A 24,509-nucleotide genomic window follows, 5' to 3' on the forward strand; every position below is an offset into this window, starting at 1 on the left:
AAAATCCATGCAAAAAAAGAAAATTTTGTTTTTAGGTGCAGGATATGCTACTTTATCAGCTATAAAAGCCTTACCTGATGAGTTTTTTGAAAAAGCACAAGTGAGTTTGATTAATAATAATTCTTATCATTATCATACTATTTTACTACACAAAGTAGCTTCCAATGAAGATATTTATAGTTCAAAATATGATCTTTTGCCTTTATTAAATCCAAAAATCAACTTTATCCAAGATGAAGTTTTAAAAATTTCTAAAGACAAAGTTTTTACTAAAAATAATGAATTTGACTTTGATATTTTAGTATGTGGGCTTGGTTTTGCCAAAGAAACTTTTGGTATTAAAGGCATGCAAGAATATGCTTTGAGTATAGATAATTATGAAAATGCTTTAAAAATTAATGAAATAATATATGAGAAAATAAAAAATTATAAAACCACCCAAAATGAAGATGATTTAAAAATCGCAGTTTGTGGCGGGGGCTTAAGCGGGGTTGAATTTGTAGCTTCTTTAGCTAAAGAGCTTAAAATATTTTGTCAAAAAGAGCAAATTTCTTATGAGAAATTAGAACTTTCTATTATTGAAGCTATGGATCAAATTTTACCTATGTTTGATAAAAGTTTGGCTCTAAAAGCAAAGCAAAGACTAGAAGCACTTGGTGTGAAAGTATATGAAAAATCTAAAATTATAGAATGTGAAAAAAATGGTATAAGGCTTGATGGGGGAGAATTTATTAAAGCTAATACTATCATTTGGACTGCAGGAGTTAGAGGTAATAGCGTTATAGAAAATAGCTCAGATTTTCCAAGCACAAGATCGCGTATAGAAGTAGATGCTTTTATGCATCCATTAAATGTTGAAAATTCATCAAAATACTTTTTTATAGGCGATAATAGTTTATTTAAAAACCCTAAAACTAACACTCCATATCCTCCAACAGCCCAGCTTGCATTAAGAGAAGGAGCTTATGTGGCTAAAGCTTTAATGGCTATGATTGATGAGAAAGATTTTAAACAAGAATTTTCTTTTGTGAGTGGAAATACCGTTTGTTCAATAGGAAAAGATTATGCAGTTGGCACGGTTTTACATAAACCAATTAGTGGTCTTTTGGCAATAAAACTTAAAATTTTTATAGAAAAACTATGGCAATATCAGCTTATGGGGATAAAAGGATTTTTTAAATAAACATATAAGAATTATCATAAGTATGGTTTAATCTAGCTTGAATACTCTCTTTCCATCCTTTTGCTAGGGTGGAAATTTTTTCTAATTTTTCTAAAGAATTTGAATTTTTAAAAGGATTAAAAAATAATTGATTTAACTCCATAATACTTAAATTAGTTTCATCTTTTTGTAAGATTTTGATTTTGTCGTTTTTGTTTATTATGCCTTCTTTTAAGACTCTATAATACCATCCAGTTCTTCCACTTTTGAAAATTTCTTGAGTGAAATTTAAGTGATTGTGTATGCTAGAAATTTTAAAACAAGGCTTGCGCGGTTGACTTACTTGTAAAATACAAGTACCTATCTCATGTATATCTCCACAACAAACATTATTTTCATTTAAACCATCAATACTTAAATTCTCTCCCATTTCTCCAAAATTTAAGTATTTATTTAAATAATTATTCCATAAAGTATAGTTTTGTACACTATTTACAAAAACAACTTTTTCTAAATTTCCATGATGAATTTTATCGGCTATTTCATTATTAAGAATACAATCTGTATAAATTTGCAAAGAATCTAAATAAATATCCTTGATAAATGCTGAATGAAATTTATTATAGTTTTTGATTTTGCCAATTTGTAAAGATTTAATAGAGCTCATCAAGGAACTCTATTTAAAAATTCATTTGCATCTACATAGCCTATAATGCGTCCTTTTTCCTCGCTTTTGTTAAAAAATATCATCACAGGAGGCCCAAAAACTCCAAATTCTTTCATAAGAGCTAAATCTTCTTGGCTATTATGTGTTACATCTGCTTTCAAAAGTGTGTAATTAGCAAGTAAATTTTGTACTTTAGCATCTGTAAAAGTATATTCTTCTAAGAGCTTGCAGTTTTCACACCAAGCGGCTGTAAATTCAAGCATAACAGGTTTGGTAGAATTTTGTAATTCTTGCTTAAGTTCTTTTAAATTTTTAATGGTTTTAAAACTTAAACTAGGGCTATTTTCTTTTGAAGCAAGGTTGAACTCAAGAGGTTTTAGTAAGCTTTTTGAACCCATTGAGCCACCTAAAATTAGGCTTAAACTGTAAGTTAAAACTAAAATCATACTCGCTTTTTTAAATTTGTCAAAATTAGTTTTAGCTTCATCAAATAAACCCATAAAACTAGCAAAAAATACCCCTATAACCCCATAAAGTATTAAAATGATATTTGCACTAAGTATTCTTTCTAGCATCCAAACTGCCATAATAAGCATGATAAAACCAAAGAAAATCTTTATCTTAAGCATCCAAGCTCCGCTTTTTAAAAAACTTCCTCCAAGTCCTATTAAAAGTAAAGGCATGCCCATACCAAAACTCATCACAAATAAAGAAAGTCCTCCCAAAAATACATCACCACTATTAGTAATATAAAGCAAAGCTCCTGCTAAAGGTGCAGCCACGCAAGGACCTACAATAAGAGCTGATAAAAAGCCCATGATAGCTATACCAAAAACTCCATTTTTGCCTTCTATTTTTTTATTGATAAAATTTTGAAATTTAAGTGGCAGTTGTAATTCATAAAGTCCAAACATAGAAAGTGAAAGTAATACAAAAATGCCTGCAAAAGTAATGATAATCCAAGGTTGTTGTAATAAACCTTGTACATTAGCCCCTGCAAGGCCTACTAAAGCACCTGCTATAGCATAAGCTAAAGACATAAAAAAGACATAGATAAAAGATAAATAAAAGCTATGTTTTTTAGATGGTTTGTCTTTGAGCTTCATTGCAATTAATGAAGAAAGAATAGGTATCATTGGTAAAATGCAAGGAGTAAATGCTAGTAATAAGCCATAACCAAAGAAAGTCAAAAGTGTGATAAATATATTTTGCGTACTTAAATCATTAGCAATTTGCTCATCTTCATTTTGCTTTTTAAATTGATCTTTAGTTGATTTTATAGCATAAATTCCATTTTGTTTATTAAGCTCATAATTTACATATACAGGACGATAGCATAAACCTTCTTCTGAACAACCTTGATAAGCTAGGGAAAGTTTTGCTTTGTTATTTTTAATAAAATCATCTAATAATAATTGAGGTATGAAAAGTTCAAGTTGGCTAAAAATTACTTCTTTGTTTTCTCTAGTTTGAGTTTGTGGGAAATTTAATAAAGAAGTAATATCATTAGAGTCTAATTCTACTTTGATTTGATCTTTATAAAGATAAATTCTATCTGCAAGATTGATTTTTAAAAAAATTCCTTGATTATTGCTGTGAGTATTAAGTTTAAAGGCTTCATTAAGTGATAATACTCCATTGTTAGCAAAAGCTAAATTTAAAAAAATAAAAAATACCGCTAAAAAACGCATTTTTCTCCTTGAAATTGAAAATTAAATTTGTTTTATTTTACTTATTTGTGGTAAATTTAAGTTAATAATTATCCTAAATTAAGGAGTTTGTTATGAATAAGGATAAATTTACTCTTATTAAAGTGAAAAAATCAACACTTGAGTATGAAAGCGAGCTTAGAAGATTACAAATCGAGCTTTTAAAATTTCAAAATCATGTCAAAGATAAAGGATTAAAAGTTTTGATTTTAATTGAAGGGCGTGATGCAGCAGGAAAAGGTGGTGCTATTAAAAGATTAATTGAACATTTAAATCCTAGAGGTTGTCGTGTGGTAGCACTTGAAAAACCAAGTGATGTGGAAAGAACTCAGTGGTATTTTCAGCGTTATGTGACACATTTGCCTGCAGCAGGAGAGATAGTGATTTTTGATAGATCTTGGTATAATAGAGCAGGGGTGGAACCTGTGATGGGCTTTTGTACTCCAAATGAGCATAAAAAATTCTTGCGTGAGGTGTCTTCTTTTGAAGAAATGCTACTTGATAGTGGAATTTTATTTTTTAAATTTTATTTTTCAGTTTCCAAACAAGAGCAAAAAAGGCGTTTTGAGCAAAGGAGAACAGATCCGCTAAAACAATACAAACTTTCTGTTGTTGATGAAAAATCACAAGAATTATGGGATAAATACACTCTAGCAAAATATTCTATGCTTTTAGCTTCTAATACACCAAAATGTCCTTGGGTGATCATTAATTCAGATAGTAAAAAGAATGCAAGGATAAATTTATTTAAATATCTACTTAATTCTTTAGAGTATCCAAATAAAATTAAAAATAAGTATTTTAAATATGATAAAAAATTAGTCCGTAGCGGTGAGGAAGAAATTCGTAAGATGGAACTTAGTTTAAATGATGAAAAACTTAAAAAATTTGATAAAAAATAAAGGCTAGAATTGAATCATCTTTTTATAGTGCGTAATAAATTTAATGAGCATAAAAAAATCAGTCCAAAGGTGTTTGCTATTAATGCCTTTTTGCTAGCATTTTTATTGTTTTTATTTTTTTATTTATCTTTTTTAAGTGCTAGTTATAATTTTGATTTTATGGCAATTTATGGGTATAAAGACAAAATGATACAAGGTTTTTTTACGAGTTTTTTTATTAGTGTTTTGTCTTTGATTGTAGGTGTGATTTTTGCTTTGATTTTGTGTTATATGAGTCTTTGTAAAATCGTGCTTTTTAATATGTTTGCAAGAGTTTTTATAGAGCTTATTAGAGGCACACCTTTGCTAGTGCAAATTTTATTGATTTATTATATTTTTGCAGATAACTTGGGGCTTGATAATCGCTATGTTTGTGGAGTTTTGATTTTAGCTTTATTTGCTAGTGCTTATATTTGTGAAATATTTAGAGCAGGGATTTTAAGTGTTGATAAAATGCAATATGAAAGTGCTAAGGCTTTAGGTTTGAGTGAGTTTGAAATTTATAAAAGTGTGATTTTTCCTCAAGCTTTAAAAAATATCTTAGCACCACTAAGTGGACAACTTAGTAATTTGATCAAAGATAGCTCTCTTTTAAGCGTTATAGCTATTTCAGAATTAACTCAAAATGCTCAAGAAATTAATGCTTTTACCTTTTCTACTTTAGAAATTTATATTCCCTTAGCGCTTTGTTATTTGGTTTTAACTTTACCTATTTCTATGTTTTCAAGAAAGCTTGAAAAGAGTTTTTCTTAAAAGAAAAACTCAAGCTTTTGTTCTTTGAAAACTTCTTGCATATCTTTGAGATATTTTTGACTTAGTTTACCAAAAAGACCATTTTTTTTAGATTTTAAAATAAACTCATTGAGCTCTTCTTTTAATTTGGTATTGTTTTTATTTAAAGCTATGGCCCATTGCTCAGGTGTTTTTTCAAAAGGGGTAAAAATAGCTTTTGTTTGCTCAGGATGTTTTTTCCATGCTTTATAAATACTCATTTGATCATAAATAAAAGCATCAGCTTTTGCTTGAATGACTTCTAAAATAGCTGCATTTTCTTTATCAAATACTAGGATTTTTGCATTTTTAAGATTTTTTTGAGCATATAAATGCGCACTTGAACCTCTTTTTAAAGCAAGGATTTTTCCTTTTTGATTTAAATCTTCTATGGAATTAATATTTGATTTTTTAGCGCTTAATATCGCTAAATTTGCCTTAGCATAAGGCAAGGTAAAATCTATTACTTTTTTTCTTTGCTCGCTTATACTCATAGAAGACATGATGAGATCTATTTTTTGAGTCCTTAAAGCAGGTATAAGTCCATCCCAAGCTATGTTTTGAATTTTTAAATCATAGTTTTTTTCCTTAGCAAAGGCTTGTAAAAACTCTACACTAATACCACTTGGATTACCTTTAGTATCACTCATTTCAAAAGGAGGGTAGGCTAACTCCATACCTACGATTAATTCTTTTGCATGAAGTGTAAAAAACAAGCTTAGTAAAAAAAGTATTTTTTTCATTTTTTAACTCCAAATTTAGCCAAAGCCCTCTCATAATCTTCTTTTGTATCTATACCTATGCTTTGACTTTGTATTTTTAACATTTTGATTTTTTTGCCATTTTCTAAGGCTCTTAATTGTTCTAATTTTTCACATTCTTCCAAAGCTGAGTTTTTCAAAGTACAAAATTCTTGTAAATTTTTAACCCTATATGCATAAATTCCAAGGTGGGCTTTAAAATTTTGTTTATAATTTGCCCTTTCATAAGGAATTTTAGATCTTGAAAAATATAAAGCATAATCATTACTATCAGTAACTACTTTAACCAAATTTGGATCATCGCAAGCTTTTGCATCTACTTCTTTGTAGCAACTACTCATAAAACAAAGCTCATCTTCAAAAGCTTTTTGGCTAAATTCTTTAAAATCTTTAATATTTTGTGTTTCTATAAAAGGCTCATCGGCTTGGACATTGATGATTAGCTCATTTTCATTTAGTTTTAAAATTTGACAAGCTTCGTTGATTCTATCAGTGCCACTTTCGTGATTTTTACTTGTTAAAACTGCTTTTATATTGTGTTTTTGCGCTATTTTTAAAACCTCTTCATCATCAAGTGCCACACACACTTCATCAACTTCTTGCATTTTTTTAGCTGTATAAATAAACATAGGTAAATTATCAATCTCACATAAAATTTTATTTTCAAAACGACTTGATTTTAATCTTGCTGGTATGATAATCATTGTTTTATCCATTCTATAATAGTTTGTTTTAGATTTTTAAGTTTGCAAACTTGATTTTGCTTTTGTGTGCTTGTAAATAAGCTTGCGATATTTGGATGAATTTCTTGTTTAAATTCTTTTGCAAGTTCTTGCATGCAAGATTGTTCATCTTGGCATTCTTTATTATAAATTGCTTGATACATGCTTGGAGTAAATTTACTCCATTGTGCCGTGGAAGTGATAAGCGTAGTAGTGTTGGAATCAAGCATTTTAAAGCAAGTGCAAGTGTGAGGGTCTAAAAGTCCTAAGTGGCTGTATTGTTTGATATATTGCATACACTCATCATCATTACAAAAATCAGCTTCAAAGTCTTCTTGTAAAAGCTCTAGTTCTTTTTGGCTAAGCTCATAATATTTTTCATTCTTTAAAGCCTGCATTAACTCTTTGGTGCGTTCATCTTTAAATTTATCAAAAAGCAAGCGTTCTATATTTGATGATATAAGTATATCCATAGCAGGAGAAATAGTCTTTTGTAGGTTTTTATTTCTTAAATCGTATTTACCTGTATTAAAAAACTCACTTAAGATATTGTTTAAATTGGAAGCAATTTTTATTTTACCTATATTTGCTCCCATTTTTTTAGCATAATAAGCTCCCAAAGCATCGCCAAAATTTCCACTTGGAATGATGATATCTATTGTTTTATCAATTTTTAAGCTAGCATAATAATGATAGATGATTTGAAAAAGTATTCTTCCGAAATTAACTGAATTTGCAGCACTTAGACTTAACTTTTCTTCTTTTAAGGTGTTTTTAAAATCTTCATCATTTAAAAGTGTTTTTAGGGCATTTTGTGCATCATCAAAATTACCTTCAATGGCTATGGATTTTAAATTGCTTGCATTTGAGTGTGTCATTTGTAAAGCTTGAGTTTTACTTGTGCCTTCATTTGGATAAATGCAAACTACTTTTATGCCTTTTTTATTTTCAAAGCTTTTTAGCGTAGCAGGCCCTGTATCGCCACTTGTAGCACACATGATTAAAAAATCATCATCTTTTTTTAAGTATTCCAAAAGCACGCCAAAAGGTTGCAATGCCATGTCTTTAAAAGCTCTTGTTGGCCCATGAAATAATTCATTAATATAAAGCTTATCATTAATTTTTCTTAAATTAATAGGGCAGGTTTTATCATCAAAACTCTCATAAGTTTTCAAAGCTTTTTCAAAAACTTCAGGCTCTAAATCAAAATCAAAAGCTGCGATAATTTTTAAGGCTAATTCTTTGTAGTTTAAATTTTTTAAAGCTTCATTATCAAGCTTTGGTAGATTAAGTGGTGCATATAAAGCATTATTAGGTGCACTAGGGCTAAGTAAGGCCTTTGAAAAGCTTACTTGGTGATTTTTATCTTGGGTTGAGTGTAGTAACATTTTTTTCCTTATTGTTAAATTTATCAATATAATCTTGCAAAATTTGCTTAAAGCTGTCTTTTAAAATAATATCAAGATGAATTAATTCTGTTTTAAAGCCAAAATCTTTTACTTTCACATAGTCTTTAAAGGTCAGCATTAAGGTATCACAATTGTGTTTTTTTAAAAGTTTTTCTAATTCTTCTTTTTGAAAAGTGTAATGATCAGCAAAAAAATAACAAGCCCTAGCTTTGATAAAATGCTCATATAATCTAAAAGGCTTTGCAATAGAGCTTATTAAAATAGCTTTTTGGTTTTCTTTTACATGAGAATAACGCACAAAATCTTCATTTTCTTTAGCTATAAAATCAGCCCTTTTAGCAAAAGATTTTGGCAAACGATAAGCCCCGCTAGGTAGGGTAAAATCAAAAAAAGGCTCATCTTTGCTTTGTAATAAAATACTAAGTTTTTTAATATGAAATTTAGAAAAAGCATCGTCTAAAAGTATGATCTTTGCTCCAAGTTCGATAGCTTTTTGTATGCCTTTAACTCTATCTTCACTTACTATCACTCCACTAATGTGCTTTGTAAGTGCATACTCCATAGCTTCATCGCCACTTTCTTTAATGCTGCATAAAATTTTATCTTTGTGTTTAACGATGATTAAGCCTTCACTTTGTCTTTTATAGCCTCTTAAGATGATAAAACAATTTTCAAATTCAGCAGCTATGGCTTTACAAATGGGAGTTTTTCCATTGCCTCCTAGGGTTAGATTACCTATGCTTATAATGGGTAAATTAAAATCAAGTTCTTTTTTAAATTTAGTATTTAAAATAGCTATAATCATATATAAAAAGCTAAAAGGTAAAAGTAAAAAGGCTAGAATTTTTTGTAAAAAATTAGGTTTAAAAAAATACCGATCAAGCCAAGTCATATGTATTCTTTAATGTTGTTGGAAGTTTTCTTTTAAAGGCATTATTTTGCATACGCTCTAAGACTAAATTTTTTAAATTTTCATCAAAATTTTCCAAACTTTGATTATTTTCTAAAGCTTTTAAAACTTCATCTAAAACTTCATATTTATAGCCAAGATCTTTTTCATCGCTTTGATTTGGCCAAAGATCAGCACTAGGGGCTTTTTGTATGAAATTTTCATGTACACCTATAAATTTAGCAAGCTCAAAAACTTCACTTTTATAAAGTGTAGCTAAAGGATTAAAAGCGCAAGCTAAATCCCCATAAATAGTTCCATAACCAAGCATAAGTTCGCTTTTATTAGAAGTGCCTACCACTAAAGCATTATGCAAGGCTGAATAATCATAAAGCAAGCTCATACGCACTCTTGCAGCTAAATTCCCAAAGCGTAAATGGCTTAAATCTTGACAAATTTTTTCATAAGCACAAAGTACTTCATCAATATAAATGATCTTATGATGAATTTGCAAATGATCACATAGCATTAACGCATCATCTAAATTTTCTTTTTTAGAATATTTTGTAGGCATTAAAAGCACAAAAAGTTTTTCACCTACTGCTTTTTTGCAAAGATGAGCTACTAAAGCTGAATCTATCCCACCGCTTAAACCTAAGATGAGATTTTTATCTCTTGCTTGTTCTTTTATAAAATTGATCAATAATTCTTGTAATTTTGTATAATTCATAAAAAATCTTTAAATATTAATTTTTTAAAATTATATTTGATTTAGTTAAAAGGAAGTTTATATGCGTATTTTAAAACAACCATGTGGAATGTATGAAACAAATTGTTATATTATAGATCATAATAACAAGCAAATTATCATCGATCCAGGAGAAAATGCTTATAAGTTTATCAAAGAAAATACAAGCAAACCTTTAGCTATTTTAAATACCCATGGTCATTATGATCATGTTTATGATAATGCTAAAGTTAAAATGGCTTATGAAATTCCAATTTTTATCCATAAAGATGATGCTTTTATGCTAAAAGATCCTTTTAATTATGGTTTTGAGCATTCAAGTGCTGATGTATTGATAGAAGATGAAAATGAATTTAGTATAGATGAGTTTAAGTTTAAATTTCATCATTTCCCAGGGCATACTCCAGGGTGTTGTATGATAGAACTTGTGGGCAAAGATGTGCTTTTTAGTGGGGATTTTTTATTTTATCGTAGTATTGGTAGGTGGGATTTTCCTTACTCAGATGCAACTAAGATGAAAGAGAGTTTGCTTAAAGTTTTAGCTTATGAAAAAGATTTTAAACTTTTTCCAGGGCATGGAGAAGAAAGTTCTTTAAGAGAAGAGCAAAGTGCAATTCCTGCTTGGTTAAGGTATTTTCATTAATGGATAAGGTTTTATATTTTTTAAGTTTTTTACTGATTTTAAGTGCGATTTTGAGTTTTTTTAAACCCAAAGAAACAAAAAAGAAATTTTTTCACAAATGTCCATGTTTTAGAGCAGTAGAAAATGGTTTAATGAGTAGAATTTGCATTTATGCAGGAAGTTTTGGTTTTATGTATTCTGTGCTTTATATTGGTTTTGGAGTGTATGATAAAAAGCTTTTTATGATTTTGCTTTTATCTTTTGCGATATGGTATTTTGCTTGGGTTTTAAAAAAAGAATAGCTAGAATTAGCTATTCTTAAAAATTATTTTGTATTAATATATAAAGGTTCAAAAGGACCATAACGATGTTGCTCTATACTAAATTTATCATGTTTAGCATAAGGTTTTACATCCATATCTGCAGGTTTTACATCACGATCCGGAAAGTCTTTATTTCTATTCTTTTTAATAGGTCTTGGTTGAGAATTAATATAAGCTGCCACATCATAAGCTTGTTCTAGAGTTAAGGTTGCATCATCTTTTGGCATATTTGCTTTGATATAACTTGCAGCTTTGATAAGTCTATACATGCCAGCACCTGTGTTGTAACTATCATTTCCCCATAAAGCAGGATATATGTAATAACTCATACTAGGATCATTACTTTTTATCCCCTCTCCATTTTCTCCATGGCAGGCTACGCACTTATTTTGATAAATTTCTTTACCTTTTTTAGGATCTGCTGCTCTTTTTAAAAAGGATATTTTAGGTAATCCTTGTCCTTGTGTTTTTGCTCCTACTTCTATACCTTGAGAAATATAATGCATATAAGCAAGTATGGCTTTCATTTGAGGAGAGTTGTTTGGAATCCTTTTACCATTCATGGATCTTTCCATACAGCCATTAATCCTATCTTCTAGAGTGATTATTTTATCCGCTCTTGCATTATATTGTGGAAAGCGTGCATAAATTCCTACAAAACCTGATTGATTTTTTATAGTTCCAGCATTAGCATGACAGCTTGAGCAAGAAAGATTATTACCTGCATAACGATTTTTAGGATTTTTTGCTTGAGGTCCTATATAGTTTGTGGTGTAATTTAAAATTTTATTACCCAAAATGACTGCTTGAGTATAAGGTGAATTTGGAAGCTTATCTTCAATGATAATACCATTTTCTATAGTATTTGGGACTTTCCATTGTGCACTTTGCAAATGGATACCTGTTTGCTTTTTTGCTTGAAGTTTTGCTTGATCAATGGCAAAAGCAGAACTCATTAAAAAAGATAAAGATAAGACAGAATATACAATTTTTTTCATTTTACCTCCTTGAACTTGTCTTATTTTCATCTTATAACTTGAAATTTAAAAAAATATTAAATGTTTTTAATGTAAAAGTATCTTTAAATACTACTATGCCGTTTTTAAAGATAAAAATGATATTATTAATATTTTTTAGAATATGTAATTAATGTTACCTTTTTATACATTTTATCAAAGGAAATTATCAATGAGAAAAAGCATAGCAGAATGGGAAAAACAGGAACTACTTTTACTTTCATTACCCCATAAAAATAGCGATTGGAGTCCTTATTTAGAAGAAATTATGCAAAGCTATGAGGAATTTATTAGAGCTGTGGCAAATTTTCAAAAAGTTTTACTTATTGCTCCAAGTGAAAAAGATTTTCAAAGATTTAAACATATAAAAAATGTAGATTTTTTTAAGTGTGATACTAATGATACTTGGATTAGAGATTTTGGTGCAATTGATGCGCGTGAAGATGATAAAATTATAGGGCTTGATTTTACTTTTAATGCTTGGGGCGATAAATTTCAAAGTTCTTTAGATAATGCTGTAAATTCTAAACTTTTTAACAATAAACTACAAGGAAAATTAAAAAAAATAGATTTTATTTTAGAAGGTGGGAGTATTGATTTTAATGGGCAAGGAGTAATGCTTACAACGAGTGCTTGTTTGTTAAATAAAAATAGAAATTCACATTTAAATAAAGAGCAAATTGAAGCCAAGTTAAAAGAAATTTTTGGCTTAAAACAAATTATATGGTTAAATCATGGTTATATAAAAGGCGATGATACTGATCATCATATAGATACTCTAGCAAGATTTATCAATGAAAAAACCATCGCTTACTGTGTGTGTAAAGATGAAAATGATGAGCATTATAAACCTTTAAAGGCTATGGAAGATGAGCTGAAAAAAACAGGATTTGATTTATTAGAACTTCCTTTACCTAAGCCTTTGTATTTTGAAGGTAAAAGACTTGGTGCTACTTATGCAAATTTTGTTTTTGTTAATGGTGGCTTGATAGTGCCAACTTATAATGATGAAAACGATGCTTTGGTATTAGAAAATTTACAAAAAGCATGCAAAGATAGAAAAGTAGTAGGGGTTGATGCAAGAGTGTTTTTAAGACAAAATGGTTCTTTGCATTGTTCTTGTCAAAACCGCTATGAAGGTCAAAGATGAATTTGCAAAAAAGCGCAACCATCATCGCAAGTGTATGTGCTATTTTTTTAGCTATTATAAAATTTGCAGTAGGATTAGCTTCGGGTTCTGTTGCAGTACTTTCTAGTGCGATTGATTCTTTGCTTGATTGTGTGATTTCGGGTTTAAATTTTTTAGCTTTGAAAAAAAGTTCTCAAGGCTCTAGCAAGGAATATAATTTTGGCCTTAGTAAAATTGAAGCTTTAATGGGGCTTTTTGAAGGTCTTGTTATTAGTGGGATTGGGGTTTATATTTTTTATGAGAGTGTTTTAAAAATTCACAATCAAGAAAGTGTAGAAAAACTTGATCTTGGAATTTTTGTCATGGCTTTTGCTATGGCTGTGACTTTGTGTTTGGTGGTTTTTTTAAATTATGTTGCTAAGAAAACAAAAAGCTTGATTATAAAAGCTGATAGCTTACACTATAAAATAGACTTTTTGACTAATGCTTTAACGCTTTTAGCACTTGTGATTATAGCTTTTACAAATTATCATTTTATTGATGGATTATTTGGCATAGCTATAAGTTTATATACGATTTTTTCAGCTTTTAAAATCATTAAGGAAAGTTCTAAAATTTTATTAGATGTAGCTATTGATAAAGAACAAGTTGAAGTGATTAAACAAATCATAAGTGCAAATAAAGAAGTCAAAAGTTTTCATCATTTAAAAACTAGAAAAAGTCCTGATATGCTTTATGTTAGTGTGCATTTAGTTTTTGAACCTACAATATCACTTTTAAAAGCTCATGAGATTGGTGATGAGATTGAAGATAGCATAAGAGAACATTTTAAAGATGATTTTTGGAATATCCATATACATTTAGATCCTTATGATGATTCAGAAGAAGAAAGGAGTAAAAATGAAATTAGCGCTCATTCAGCAAGAATTTAAACAAAATAAAGAAAAAACTATAGAAAAAACATGCGAACTTATTAAACAAGCAGCAAAAGAAAAGGCTGAGCTTGTGTGTTTGCAAGAGCTTCATCAAACGCAGTATTTTTGTCAAAGTGAAAATACAAACTTTTTTGATTTGGCAAATGACTATGAAGAGGATGTTAAATTTTGGTCTAATGTAGTTAGGGAAAATAAAGTTGTTTTGGTAACTTCTTTATTTGAAAAAAGAAGTGCAGGGCTTTATCATAATACTAGCGTGGTATTTGAAAAAGATGGCTCCATAGCAGGCAAATACCGCAAAATGCATATTCCTGACGATCCTTGTTTTTATGAAAAATTTTATTTTACTCCAGGTGATTTGGGTTTTGAGCCTATACAAACAAGTGTTGGAAAGCTTGGAGTTTTAATATGCTGGGATCAATGGTATCCTGAAGCTGCTAGGTTAATGGCTTTAAAGGGAGCTCAAATTTTAATTTATCCTACCGCTATAGGTTGGTTTGATAAGGATGAAAAAGAAGAAAAACAAAGACAGCTTGAAGCTTGGATAGGTGTGCAAAGAGGTCATGCTATAGCTAATGGCTTACCTGTAGTAGCTATTAATAGAGTGGGTTTTGAAAAAGATGAAAGCGGTGTGGAAGAAGGTATAAGATTTTGGGGGAATTCTTTTGTTTTTGGGGCTCAAGGTGAAGAGCTTTTTAGGGCTGATGATAAACAAGAGCTTTGTAAAATCGTTGAAATTGATATGCAAAGATGTGAAAATGTGCGTAGATGGTGGCCATTTCTACGCGATAGACGCATAGAATATTTTCATGAATTAAATAAAAGATTTATTGACTAAAAGGAGGAAAAATGAAAAAAGTTTTAGTGCCTTTGGCAAAAGGTTTTGAAGAGGCTGAATTTATAGGTATAGCTGATGTTTTAAAAAGAGCAGGGGAAGCTAGTGGGAATTTAGAAGTAATTATTGCTTCGCTAGATGATGAGCTTTTAGTGCAAGGAGCTAATGGAATTAGCATAAGGGCTGATGTGAGTTTGGCTAGTGTTGATCAAGAAAATTTAGATGCAATCGCTTTGGCAGGTGGATTTGAAGGTATGATGAATTTAAAAAACAATTCACTTATCATAAAAATCATACAAGATTTACATGCTAAGAAAAAAATCGTAGCTGCTATTTGTGCTTCACCTATGGTATTGGCAAAAGCAGGGGTGATTAACGGGGAGTTTTCTTGCTATCCTGGTTGTGAAGCGGGTATTGAAGGTATAAGAGTAAATAAAGCAGTTGTGGTAAATGAAAATGTCATCACAGCAGCTGGGCCTGCTACGGCTATTTTATTTGGTTTAGAGCTTGCTAAACATTTATGCTCAGAAGAAATTTATCAAAAACTTTATGAAGGTATGCTTGTTCCTTTAACAAAATAAACCCTCGCTAATGAGGGTTTAGCTTACATTTGTTTCATAAGCTTGGTAATTTCACCCTCATGAGGAAATCTATCTACTTCACAATTAAACAAGTCTTTTTTAGAGTAAATGATTTTACCATCTACTTCTACTATAAAATGACCACCACCTTTTTCTATGGTAGAAATTTGCGCATCTTTGAATTCATTTTGTATTTCTTCTGCAACCCTTGCAGCTTGTGGTTTGTAATTTCAAAGATTACAATAATAAATTTTTACTTCCATTTTTTACTCCTTTTTTGAAAGTAAGCTATTATACATTTTTTATGCTTGTAAGTTTTAAATTTAAGGTTTTTTTTTATAATAATAAAAAAATACAAGGAAAAATATGAGCCAATTTACACATTTGCATTTACATACAGAATATTCTTTACTTGATGGAGCAAATAAACTCAAAGAGCTAGCTAAAACGCTAAAAGTACAAGGTGCAACAAGTGTTGCTATGACTGATCATGGAAATATGTTTGGTGCTATTGATTTTTATAAAACAATGAGAGCTGAAGGAATTAAGCCTATTATAGGGCTTGAAGCATATTTACATAATCACGATGATTTAAGTGATAAAAGCTCAAGACAGCGTTTTCATCTTTGTTTATTTGCTAAAAATGAAATTGGTTATAAAAATTTGATGTATTTGAGCTCGCAAAGTTATATACATGGCTTGTATTATTACCCAAGGATTAATAAAAAGCTTTTAGAGGCTCATAGTGAGGGTTTGATTTGCTCTTCTGCATGTTTGCAAGGTGAGGTTAATTGGCATTTAAATACCAAGAATGAAAGAAATATAAAATTTGGCGCAAAGGGTTATGAGGGTGCAAAAGAAGCAGCTTTATGGTATAAAAATGTTTTTGGAGATGATTTTTACCTTGAAATTATGCGTCATGGTATTGATGATCAAAAATTTATTGATGATTCTATCATCAAACTTGCTAAAGAGCTTGATATAAAAATTATTGCAACTAATGATACGCATTACACTTTTAAAGAAAGAGCGGCTGCTCATGAAGTATTTATGTGTATTGCTATGGGGGTTAAGCTTGATGATCCAGGGCGTTTAAGACATGAGGTGCATGAGTTTTATGTAAAAACGCCAGAGCAAATGAGCGAGCTTTTTGCTGATATTCCTGAAGCCATTGAAAATACTCAAGAAATAGCTAATAAATGCAATTTAGAATTAAAACTAGGCGATCCTACTCCGCCAAATTTTAAATTTACCCGTGAATATGCAAAAAAATATAGTTTAAATCTAGCACAAGAAGATCAAGAATTTAGCTTTGATAATGATGATATAGTTTTTGAGTATCTTTGTAAAAAAGGCTTAGAAGAAAGACTTCAATTTATCGATGAGAGTAAACACCAAGAGTATAAAGATAGGCTTGATTTAGAAATTAGTATTATTAAAAATATGAAATTTTCAGGTTATATGTTAATCGTTCATGATTTTATCGCCGCAGCTAAGGAAAAAGATATACCAGTTGGCCCAGGGCGTGGGAGTGCAGCGGGGAGTTTAGTTTCGTATTGTTTGAAAATTACAGATTTAGATCCTATACCTTATAATCTTCTTTTTGAGAGATTTTTAAATCCTGAGCGTGTATCAATGCCCGATATTGATGTGGATTTTTGTCAAGATAGAAGAGGGGAAGTGATTGATTATGTGATCGATAAATATGGAGCTGAAAAGGTTGCACAAGTCATTACCTTTGGTAAGCTTTTAGCAAAGGGGGTAATCCGTGATGTAGCTAGGGTTTGTGATATGAGCATACCTGATGCAGATGCTTTGGCAAAATTAGTTCCTGAAGAGCTAAAAATTACTTTAGAAAAAGCCTATGAGCAAGAACCAAAAATAGCTGAATTTGTAAATTCTCATCCAAAGGGGCGCCAAGTTTGGGATTTTGCTAAGGCACTAGAGGGTTTAAATAGAAATGCAGGTATGCACGCGGCCGGAGTTGTGATATCTAATGAAGCTTTGTGGAATAAAGCTCCGCTTTTTAGACAAAGCAAAAACGATGAGCGCCATTTGGTAACCCAGTATTCTAAAGAATATCTTGAAGATGTGGATTTAATTAAATTTGACTTTTTGGGTTTAAAAACCCTTACCGTAATTGATAATGCGATTAAGCTAGTGAAAAAGCGTTATGGTAAAGATGTAATTTGGGAAAAGATTGATATGAATGATCCTAAGGTTTATAAAACCATACAAAGTGGTAATACCTTGGGTATTTTCCAAATAGAATCAGGCGGTATGCAAAGTTTGAATGCTAGGTTAAAGCCTGAAAGATTTGAAGATTTAATCGCGGTTTTGGCTTTATATAGACCAGGGCCACTTGATAGTGGGATGGTGGATGATTTTATCGATATTAAACATGGTAGAAAGGCTGCTACTTATGCATTTGAAGATTTAAAACCTATACTTGAAAACACTTATGGGGTTATAGTTTATCAAGAGCAGGTTATGCAAATAGTGCAAAAAATTGGTGGTTTTTCTTTGGGTGGAGCCGATAATGTGCGTCGTGCTATGGGTAAGAAAAAAAGAGAAATTTTGGACAATCTTAAAGCAGAGTATTTAGAAGGAGCTAAAAAACAAGGCTATGATGAGAAAAAGGCTGATGATTTGTTTGAGCTTATTTTGAAATTTGCTGAATATGGTTTTAATAAATCTCACTCGGCTGCCTATGCACTTATAACCTTTCAAACAGCGTATTTAAAAACTTATTATCCAAGTGAATTTATGGCTGCGCTTTTAACAAGCGAAGAAAGCAATGTGGATAAGGTCGCAAAATACATTGAAGAGATGAAAAGAATGAATATCAAGCTTTTGCCGCCAAATATCAATAAAGCTCAAAGAGAATTTAGTGCAACTAAGCTTGAAGATGGTTCTGAAGCTATTATTTATGGGCTTGGAGCGATTAAGAGTGTGGGAATTCCTGCGATAGAAAATATCATGACTATTCGCAAGGAAGAGGGCTTTAGTGATTTTGATGATTTTATAAGCTCTATTGATCCTACTAAGATTAATAAAAAAACTATAGAAAATTTAGCTAAATCAGGTGCTTTTGATGAGTTTGGTTATACTAGAAAATGTTTGGTGGATAATCTTGAGCTTATTTCAGAAACAAGTAGAAAAATAGCTGAAGTTAAAAGAAATTCTACTGCTTCTCTTTTTGGAGAAGAAGAAATAGCCGCAGATATCAAAGTAGGGCTTCATGATAGCAAAGTAGAATTTGAGTTAATGGAAAAACTAGGCTATGAAAAAGAAATCTTAGGAATTTATGTATCAGGCCATCCTTTGGATAAATTTGCAAGTCAAATAGAAGGTATAGATTATTTTAAAAGTATGGATTTTGAAACACTCAAAGGCGAGGGTGAGCTTTTGGTTGTAGGAAAGATTGAAGATTTTAAATCAATGATGAGTAAAAGTGGTAAAAGATATGCTAAGGCTGTGGTTTTAGACTTTTATTCTTCTTTTGATATGATTATTTTTGAAACTCAAGTAGAAAAAGTTGAAACACTTTTTAAAGAAAGCAAAGATGAAGCCTTTGCCTTTTTACTAAGATATAAAAACAATGACAATGACTTAAGCTTTAGTTTAAATGAAATTTATACACTAGAAGAAGCAAAAGAAAATGAGCTAAAATCTTTTAGTAAGAAAAAAAGCTTTGTAAAAAAAGAAAACAAAGAAGATTTTACACAAGATCCTATGAAATTTGAAGAAAATATCATAGAACTTGACATTAATAAGCTTAGTAAAGATATGGTGTATGAAATTTATGATCTAGCTAATACAAGACATAATCCAAAAGATGCTAATAATAAAAAGCTTGTGTTAAAAGTACTTGATATGGGTAGCTGCTTGCTTTATCATACAAATTTTGTTCTCTCGCAAGAAGCTATGGATGTGATAGCTCAAAAATGTAAAGGTTAAAATATAGACACTAAAAGTCCATTTTATATAGTATAATTATATCAATACAATATAAAAAGGATAAAAAATGGCTTTAGCGGTTGAGACTATTCAAGATTATACCATCCAAAAAGGTAAAAAATCTTTTTGGATGTGCTTTAACACTCCAAATAATGATTTTCATGTCAATAAAACAAAATATAGCGATTTGTTTGATAAAGACAAGACAGATTACAAAGCTAGAGATGAATTTTTAGCTTTTATGAAAGAAAATTTTCCAAAAACAAAACTAACTATGGTATTTGATACAGCTCCGGTGGGGTATTTGTTGTATCCTTATTTGGGTAGTCTTGCTGTTGATTGTGAGGAAAATGATGAGGTTTATAAGGCTATAAGCAAAAAATACGAAGATGAAAATTGCATGCCAAAATTCATGAATGCAGTTTTTTGGGAAATGAGCCTTGAGGTAGCTAAAGAGCTACATGAGGCTAGGAAATTTGATTATGAAAATTTTTAAAGGTAAAAAATGCAAATACAAACTTATATAAAAGAAGCTTTAGACAAAGCAGAGGTAATCATCATCACAGCTGGAGCTGGCATGGGAGTAGATAGTGGTTTGCCTGATTTTAGAGGAAAAGAAGGTTTTTGGAGAGCTTATCCGCATTTGCAAAAACTAGGCATAGACTTTGAACGCATGGCTAATCCTACAAATTTTTATACAAACGCACAGTTTGCCTGGGCTTTTTATGGACATAGATTTAAATTATACAAAGATACTAAGCCACATAAAGGTTATGAAATACTTTTAAAACTTGCAAAAAGCAAACAAGATTATTATGTCGTTACGACTAATGTAGATGGACATTTTAAAAAGGCTGGTTTTGATGAGAATAAAATTTATGAATTTCATGGAAATATAAATTACTTGCAATGTTTTAATTATGCATGCGGTGATTTGATCTGGCAAATGCAAGAGGAATTAGATATAGATATGGAAAATTTCAAAGCCTTATCTTTGCCAAAATGCCCTAGATGTCAAGGTTTAGCAAGGCCAAATATCTTGATGTTTAATGATGGTAGTTTTAATGATAGCCGTTATTTTTTACAAAAGCAAAGTTATAAAAACTGGCTTAAACCCTTAGAGGATAAAAACATCTTGCTTATAGAGCTTGGAGCTGGTAAGGCTGTGCCTAGTATGCGTATATTTGGCGAGAATTTTTGTAAAAAAAGCAAAACTAGAACACTTTTAAGGATCAATCCAAATGAGTGTGATTTTCCAAAGTTTTTTAGAAATGGCATAGGACTTAAGATGAAAGCTTTGGAAGCTTTGGAAATGATAGATAGTTTGATATAATAAGCTTAAAATTTAGAAAGGCTATAAATGAGTGGTGAAAATACAGAAGTAAAATCTTGTGTTGTGAGTTTGAATGAGTTGGTGTGTGGTAAAGTAGATAGTAAAAATGATCAAAAATCAGATCTATTTTCAAAAGATAAGTTTTTATTAAACATACCTGATTATCAACGCCCTTATGCTTGGGGTATAGAGCAAGTTAAAATTCTTTTAAAAGATATAAGCGAACAAATAGATAAAAACCAAAATAAACAAAATGTTGAAAACCAAAAATATCTTTTAGGAAGTTTGATATTGCATAAGGGAAATACAGAAATAGTAGATGGTCAACAACAGAAAGATAATGAATTTAATATAGTAGATGGCCAACAACGCCTTAGCACCTTGGCTTTGATTTTAAGAGTTTTATGCGAAAACAATCAAGGAAAATGCACAGAATGTAAAATAGGTAATTTTTTAGGCGAAGTTAATTACTCTCATAATGAGTCAAAATACCATATCAAAGAAAATTACGAGTATATAAAAGCTTATTTTGAAAGTTATGAAAATGATAAAAAAGACAAGTTTTTAGATTTTCTTTTAGAGAATATAGAATTTATCTGCGTTTTAGCTCCAAGCGAAGATGATGCGTTTTTGTTTTTTGATAGTGCAAATTCAAAAGGAAAAGGCTTAAAATCATATGATCTTATAAAGGCTTTTCATTTGCATTCTTTAGAGAAAAAACAAGGTAGTATGCTAGGTTATTATGCAAGGAAATTTGAAAATCTTGCAAAAGATGAAAGGAAAATCACTATTTTATTTGATGAGCTTTTAGCACCTGCTAGAGCATGGTTAAAGCACAAAAGCATTAATGCTAATGATATTAAAGCATATGAAGAGTTTTGTAAAGAATTTTTTAGCGATAAATTCCTTTATAGCAAGGAAGATTTAGGAATTTTAAGTAGTTTTGCTAATGGGGTGGATTTTTTCGAGTATTTGTTTAAATACAATGAGCTTTTTGATAAATTATCAAATAATACTTTATACCAAGAGCTAGATAAAATATATTACACAGGATTTATTTATAACAAATACATTTATGCCATTGCTGTGATGATTTATTTTTCTAAATTTCCAAATGGTAATAGTGATTATTTCTTAGTCTTGCTTGCAAGAGCTGCTTTTAGCTTAAGAGTTTATAGACCAAGTATTTATAGGGCTACTCAAAGAGATTATGCTTTAGAGTTTTTAGAAAAAGTGTATTTTGTATCTTTTGAAGAGGAATTAGAGCAAAATTTACTTGATTTTATAGCTATAAAAAATGAAGAAGAAAGAAAATCAGTACAAGAACATGATGGTGGGAATAAATGGTATTTAAAAATAACTAAAGAAATTTATAAAAAACAACACATACAAAAGCATATAGTTAAGGAGAATGAAAATGGCAAATAATTCAACAAATAATCAAAATCAAGCAAGTGTTATAAATATTGAGAATATAGTAAATGTTAATGATAAAAAACAAAGTATCTTTTTTGAAATTCCACCTTATCAAAGACTATATGAGTGGAATAAAGAGCAAATACAAATCTTGCTTAATGATATAAAAACTAAATTTGATGAAAATAAGAAAGATGAAAATAAGAATAAAGAATACTTTATCGGTAATGTAGTGGTAAGTAAAAAATCTGTCAAAAAAGATCAGAATAATGATGTTAAACATTTACTCATAGATGGCCAACAACGCTTAACAACTTTGTTTTTGATAGGATTTTTTCTTTCTTATAAAAATCCAAGCGATCAGCCAAAATGGAAAGAATTTATAATGCAAAGTGATAAACTTAGAATTTCTATGCCTATAAGAGAAAAAGAAGAAGAAGTTCTAAAAGAATTTGCTAAATTTTGCAATAAAGATAATAAAGATAATGAGAGAAGAAAAAATGATATTTTTTTACAAAAATTAAAAGAATTTCCACAGGATATATGCCAAAACATACCACAAGCTTTAGAAATTATAGTAAATTGGTTTGAAGAAAATATTGAAAATAATGATATTGAAGGGTTTTCTAATTTTATTTATGAAAAAGTAAAATTTGTTTTTGTAGAATTAGCCGAAAATACTGACTTAAACCGCTTTTTTATCCGTATGAATAACCGCGGCAAACAACTAGAAAAACATGAAATTTTAAAAGCAAGATTGCTTTCTAAATTTAATGATGAAGATGAAAGCAAAAGAACTCTTTATGCTCATATATGGGATATTTGCTCTCAAATGGATAATTATATCTTTCAAAAAGCTAGCGATAGAGTGATTTCTAAGTCAAATGAAAGTAGTGGAGATTCTATAAATAATATCATAAAACCTAAAAATTCATTTGACAAACCAAATCAAAATAAAGAAAATCAAGGTAAATTTAAATCCATAGTAGATTTTCCTACTTTTTTATTGCATGTTTATAAGCTTACTTATTTAGAAGAACATAAAAATGAAATTAGTAAAATTACTATAGATAAAAATAAGCTTTTAGAGATTATAAAAATAGAAGAAAACACTAAAAAATTCATAGAAAATCTTTTAAAATATAGAATTTTATTTGATTATTTTGTTATTAAAAGTCAAGATGATATGGAAAATTCTTATAAGATTAGAAGATTATCTAAGGAAGATAAAGCATATACAATTAGTGAAAAGTCTAATGTTATGCCTAATCTTGCTATGGTGCAAAATTATCTACGCGTAGCAAGAAGTGGTATGTCTAATAATCATCATCACTGGCTTACTCCATTTTTGAAAAAATTAGATAATTATTTTAGTAATTTTAAAAGTAATAATATAATATCTGAAATTGTAAAATTTTTTTCTAGTGATTTTAATATTACTAGCGAAAAATTTGAGAATAATGTAGAATATTATATAAAATTACTAATAAATAATGATAATCTAAAAGAATTTTATAAAAACACACAATCAGATTTAATACATTTTCTAGAAATTTTAGACACAGCTTTAGCTAAAGAGCAATTGCAAGATAAAGTTTTAATTGATAAAGTTAATGAAATTCTAAATTCGAAAAATAATTTGACAACAACTGATGATTTTGTCTTAAATAAATTTTATATAAATGAGAAAGAAACGCAAAAATGCATATTAGATCAAGGAACAGCGACTCCGCATTATTGGTTTTATCGTTTGGAGTATTATTTATGGAAAAATAGGAAAGACGTTAGTTTAGATAACTATAAATTAAATGATAAAAATTTTAGCGATATTGCTAGCAATTTCTATTTTAGAAGCTTAAATTCCATAGAACATGTGCAAGCACAGAGTAAAGCACAAGAATGGGGAGATAATGCAGACAAGATAGATAATTTTGGAAATTTAGCTCTTATTAGCTCTAGTTTTAATTCATCTTTAAATAATCAAGATACACAAGATAAATATTTAGATTTGCAAAAATATATAAATAAAGATAGTGTTATATCTTTAAAACTTTGGTTAATTTATGCTTTAAGTGAAAAAAAACAATCAAAAAAATGGACTTTTGGTAATGCACAAACACACAAAGAACAAATGTTAGAAATATTAAAAAAATCGTTTTAAAGCAATTAAGATAAAGCCTAAGGCTTTATCTTTTCATAAATTTAGCAAAGACTTTATTTTTGCTTCTTATCTTACGAAAATACTCTTTTGATGAGATATCTTTTAAAATTTTAGCATTGTTGTAGCTTAGATTAGTTTTTCTTTGTATGTAAGAAATGGCTTTATTTGCTAAATTTTTCTCTCTTGATTTTTTTATCAAAGCCTTATCTAAAGTAGCTATCTTAGGCATGTTTTTGATAAATTCTAGATACTCTTCTTTGCTTTCAAAGGGAGAATCTTCAAAACTAAATGGAACCTGACTTGGTATTTTTTCCTTTTTCATTTTTTCCTCCATATTTTTAAAATGATATTCTAGCATAAAATATAGACATTATTGGTCTATAAAATTCTAATATAATTTTATTTTACAAAGGAAAGTG

The 24,509-nt window shown here is 29.6% G+C and carries 24 protein-coding genes; 14 read left to right on the forward strand and 10 right to left on the reverse strand.

The annotated features are described in order from the left end of the window. The first annotated feature begins 7 nt into the window (after positions 1 to 7). Entirely contained in the window at positions 8 to 1,183 is a 1,176-nt protein-coding gene (locus L8U37_RS00930; RefSeq protein ID WP_263728349.1) for an NAD(P)/FAD-dependent oxidoreductase, read from the forward strand. Here L8U37_RS00930 and L8U37_RS00935 read toward each other — a convergent pair. Further along, a complete protein-coding gene (locus L8U37_RS00935) occupies positions 1,176 to 1,829 on the reverse strand; it encodes an MOSC domain-containing protein (RefSeq protein ID WP_263728400.1) in 654 nt (217 codons plus the stop codon). The genes L8U37_RS00930 and L8U37_RS00935 overlap by 8 nt on opposite strands. Beyond that, positions 1,829 to 3,520 (reverse strand): protein-disulfide reductase DsbD, encoded by a 1,692-nt coding sequence (gene dsbD, locus L8U37_RS00940; protein WP_263728350.1) that lies wholly within the window; start codon positions 3,518 to 3,520, stop codon positions 1,829 to 1,831. The genes L8U37_RS00935 and dsbD overlap by 1 nt, the downstream gene beginning before the upstream one ends. Before the next feature lie 92 nt (positions 3,521 to 3,612). On the opposite strand from dsbD, the gene ppk2 reads away from it, so the two are divergent. Beyond that, positions 3,613 to 4,440: a polyphosphate kinase 2 gene (gene ppk2 / locus L8U37_RS00945; protein WP_263728351.1), complete on the forward strand. Its 828-nt coding sequence runs from the start codon at positions 3,613 to 3,615 to the stop codon at positions 4,438 to 4,440. Between the two features lie 9 nt (positions 4,441 to 4,449). Next, positions 4,450 to 5,232, forward strand: a complete 783-nt coding sequence (locus tag L8U37_RS00950) for an amino acid ABC transporter permease (protein WP_263728353.1) — start codon at positions 4,450 to 4,452, stop codon at positions 5,230 to 5,232. Here the strand turns inward: L8U37_RS00950 and L8U37_RS00955 are convergent. Genes L8U37_RS00955 through L8U37_RS00975 form a run of 5 tightly spaced genes read right to left on the reverse strand, consistent with a single transcriptional unit; the run spans position 5,229 to position 9,761 of the window. Continuing rightward, positions 5,229 to 5,993, reverse strand: coding sequence for a transporter substrate-binding domain-containing protein (locus L8U37_RS00955; RefSeq protein WP_263728354.1), 765 nt, complete (start codon positions 5,991 to 5,993; stop codon positions 5,229 to 5,231). The two genes, L8U37_RS00950 and L8U37_RS00955, sit on opposite strands and share 4 nt — an antisense overlap. Then, entirely contained in the window at positions 5,990 to 6,715 is a 726-nt protein-coding gene (gene kdsB, locus L8U37_RS00960; RefSeq protein WP_220567098.1) for a 3-deoxy-manno-octulosonate cytidylyltransferase, read from the reverse strand. Before kdsB ends, L8U37_RS00955 begins: the two co-directional genes overlap by 4 nt. Continuing rightward, positions 6,712 to 8,121 (reverse strand): threonine synthase, encoded by a 1,410-nt coding sequence (gene thrC / locus L8U37_RS00965; RefSeq protein ID WP_263728355.1) that lies wholly within the window; start codon positions 8,119 to 8,121, stop codon positions 6,712 to 6,714. Before thrC ends, kdsB begins: the two co-directional genes overlap by 4 nt. Then, complete coding sequence (locus L8U37_RS00970; protein ID WP_263660057.1) at positions 8,096 to 9,034, reverse strand: tetraacyldisaccharide 4'-kinase; 939 nt, start codon at positions 9,032 to 9,034, stop codon at positions 8,096 to 8,098. The genes thrC and L8U37_RS00970 overlap by 26 nt, the downstream gene beginning before the upstream one ends. Then, positions 9,021 to 9,761 (reverse strand): NAD+ synthase, encoded by a 741-nt coding sequence (locus tag L8U37_RS00975; RefSeq protein ID WP_263671394.1) that lies wholly within the window; start codon positions 9,759 to 9,761, stop codon positions 9,021 to 9,023. Before L8U37_RS00975 ends, L8U37_RS00970 begins: the two co-directional genes overlap by 14 nt. A 61-nt stretch (positions 9,762 to 9,822) precedes the next feature. Between L8U37_RS00975 and L8U37_RS00980 the strand changes: the two genes are divergently transcribed. Continuing rightward, a complete protein-coding gene (locus L8U37_RS00980; protein WP_263728357.1) occupies positions 9,823 to 10,422 on the forward strand; it encodes an MBL fold metallo-hydrolase in 600 nt (199 codons plus the stop codon). Further along, positions 10,422 to 10,703, forward strand: a complete 282-nt coding sequence (locus L8U37_RS00985) for a hypothetical protein (protein ID WP_133318838.1) — start codon at positions 10,422 to 10,424, stop codon at positions 10,701 to 10,703. The genes L8U37_RS00980 and L8U37_RS00985 overlap by 1 nt, the downstream gene beginning before the upstream one ends. A 23-nt stretch (positions 10,704 to 10,726) precedes the next feature. Here L8U37_RS00985 and L8U37_RS00990 read toward each other — a convergent pair whose 3' ends face one another. Then, positions 10,727 to 11,722 (reverse strand): c-type cytochrome, encoded by a 996-nt coding sequence (locus L8U37_RS00990; protein ID WP_220567093.1) that lies wholly within the window; start codon positions 11,720 to 11,722, stop codon positions 10,727 to 10,729. Positions 11,723 to 11,912: 190 nt separating this feature from the next. On the opposite strand from L8U37_RS00990, the gene L8U37_RS00995 reads away from it, so the two are divergent. From L8U37_RS00995 to L8U37_RS01010, 4 genes are read left to right on the forward strand one after another with little or no spacing between them, the layout of a single operon-like run. Beyond that, positions 11,913 to 12,890: an agmatine deiminase family protein gene (locus tag L8U37_RS00995; protein ID WP_220567092.1), complete on the forward strand. Its 978-nt coding sequence runs from the start codon at positions 11,913 to 11,915 to the stop codon at positions 12,888 to 12,890. Continuing rightward, positions 12,887 to 13,801 carry a cation diffusion facilitator family transporter gene (locus tag L8U37_RS01000; protein ID WP_012661604.1) on the forward strand — a complete coding sequence of 305 codons (915 nt, stop codon included), beginning with the start codon at positions 12,887 to 12,889 and terminating at the stop codon, positions 13,799 to 13,801. The genes L8U37_RS00995 and L8U37_RS01000 overlap by 4 nt, the downstream gene beginning before the upstream one ends. Next, positions 13,770 to 14,642, forward strand: coding sequence for an N-carbamoylputrescine amidohydrolase (locus L8U37_RS01005; RefSeq protein ID WP_220567091.1), 873 nt, complete (start codon positions 13,770 to 13,772; stop codon positions 14,640 to 14,642). Before L8U37_RS01000 ends, L8U37_RS01005 begins: the two co-directional genes overlap by 32 nt. Positions 14,643 to 14,653: 11 nt before the next feature. Next, positions 14,654 to 15,220, forward strand: a complete 567-nt coding sequence (locus L8U37_RS01010; RefSeq protein WP_263673081.1) for a DJ-1 family glyoxalase III — start codon at positions 14,654 to 14,656, stop codon at positions 15,218 to 15,220. 23 nt (positions 15,221 to 15,243) lie between these two features. Here L8U37_RS01010 and L8U37_RS01015 read toward each other — a convergent pair whose 3' ends face one another. Further along, a complete protein-coding gene (locus L8U37_RS01015) occupies positions 15,244 to 15,483 on the reverse strand; it encodes a SelT/SelW/SelH family (seleno)protein (RefSeq protein ID WP_257396702.1) in 240 nt (79 codons plus the stop codon). A gap of 103 nt (positions 15,484 to 15,586) precedes the next feature. Here L8U37_RS01015 and dnaE point away from each other — a divergent pair, with 103 nt between their 5' ends. The 5 genes from dnaE (at position 15,587) to L8U37_RS01040 (ending at position 24,090) form a co-directional block, all read left to right on the forward strand. After that, the gene (gene dnaE, locus L8U37_RS01020; protein WP_263728358.1) at positions 15,587 to 19,180 is read left to right on the forward strand and encodes a DNA polymerase III subunit alpha; all 3,594 of its coding nucleotides are present in this window, start codon (positions 15,587 to 15,589) and stop codon (positions 19,178 to 19,180) included. 67 nt (positions 19,181 to 19,247) lie between these two features. Next, positions 19,248 to 19,676 carry a hypothetical protein gene (locus tag L8U37_RS01025; protein ID WP_263728359.1) on the forward strand — a complete coding sequence of 143 codons (429 nt, stop codon included), beginning with the start codon at positions 19,248 to 19,250 and terminating at the stop codon, positions 19,674 to 19,676. A gap of 9 nt (positions 19,677 to 19,685) precedes the next feature. Next, the gene (locus L8U37_RS01030) at positions 19,686 to 20,513 is read left to right on the forward strand and encodes an SIR2 family NAD-dependent protein deacylase (protein WP_263728360.1); all 828 of its coding nucleotides are present in this window, start codon (positions 19,686 to 19,688) and stop codon (positions 20,511 to 20,513) included. 27 nt (positions 20,514 to 20,540) lie between these two features. Further along, complete coding sequence (locus tag L8U37_RS01035; RefSeq protein ID WP_263728361.1) at positions 20,541 to 21,941, forward strand: DUF262 domain-containing protein; 1,401 nt, start codon at positions 20,541 to 20,543, stop codon at positions 21,939 to 21,941. Further along, positions 21,931 to 24,090 carry a DUF262 domain-containing protein gene (locus tag L8U37_RS01040; RefSeq protein WP_263728362.1) on the forward strand — a complete coding sequence of 720 codons (2,160 nt, stop codon included), beginning with the start codon at positions 21,931 to 21,933 and terminating at the stop codon, positions 24,088 to 24,090. The genes L8U37_RS01035 and L8U37_RS01040 overlap by 11 nt, the downstream gene beginning before the upstream one ends. A 25-nt stretch (positions 24,091 to 24,115) precedes the next feature. Here L8U37_RS01040 and L8U37_RS01045 read toward each other — a convergent pair whose 3' ends face one another. Continuing rightward, positions 24,116 to 24,412 carry a hypothetical protein gene (locus L8U37_RS01045; protein ID WP_263728363.1) on the reverse strand — a complete coding sequence of 99 codons (297 nt, stop codon included), beginning with the start codon at positions 24,410 to 24,412 and terminating at the stop codon, positions 24,116 to 24,118. Positions 24,413 to 24,509 lie beyond the last annotated feature (97 nt).

It is taken from the genome of Campylobacter sp. RKI_CA19_01122, assembly GCF_025771325.1.
Classification (GTDB): Bacteria; Campylobacterota; Campylobacteria; order Campylobacterales; family Campylobacteraceae; genus Campylobacter_D; species Campylobacter_D lari_D.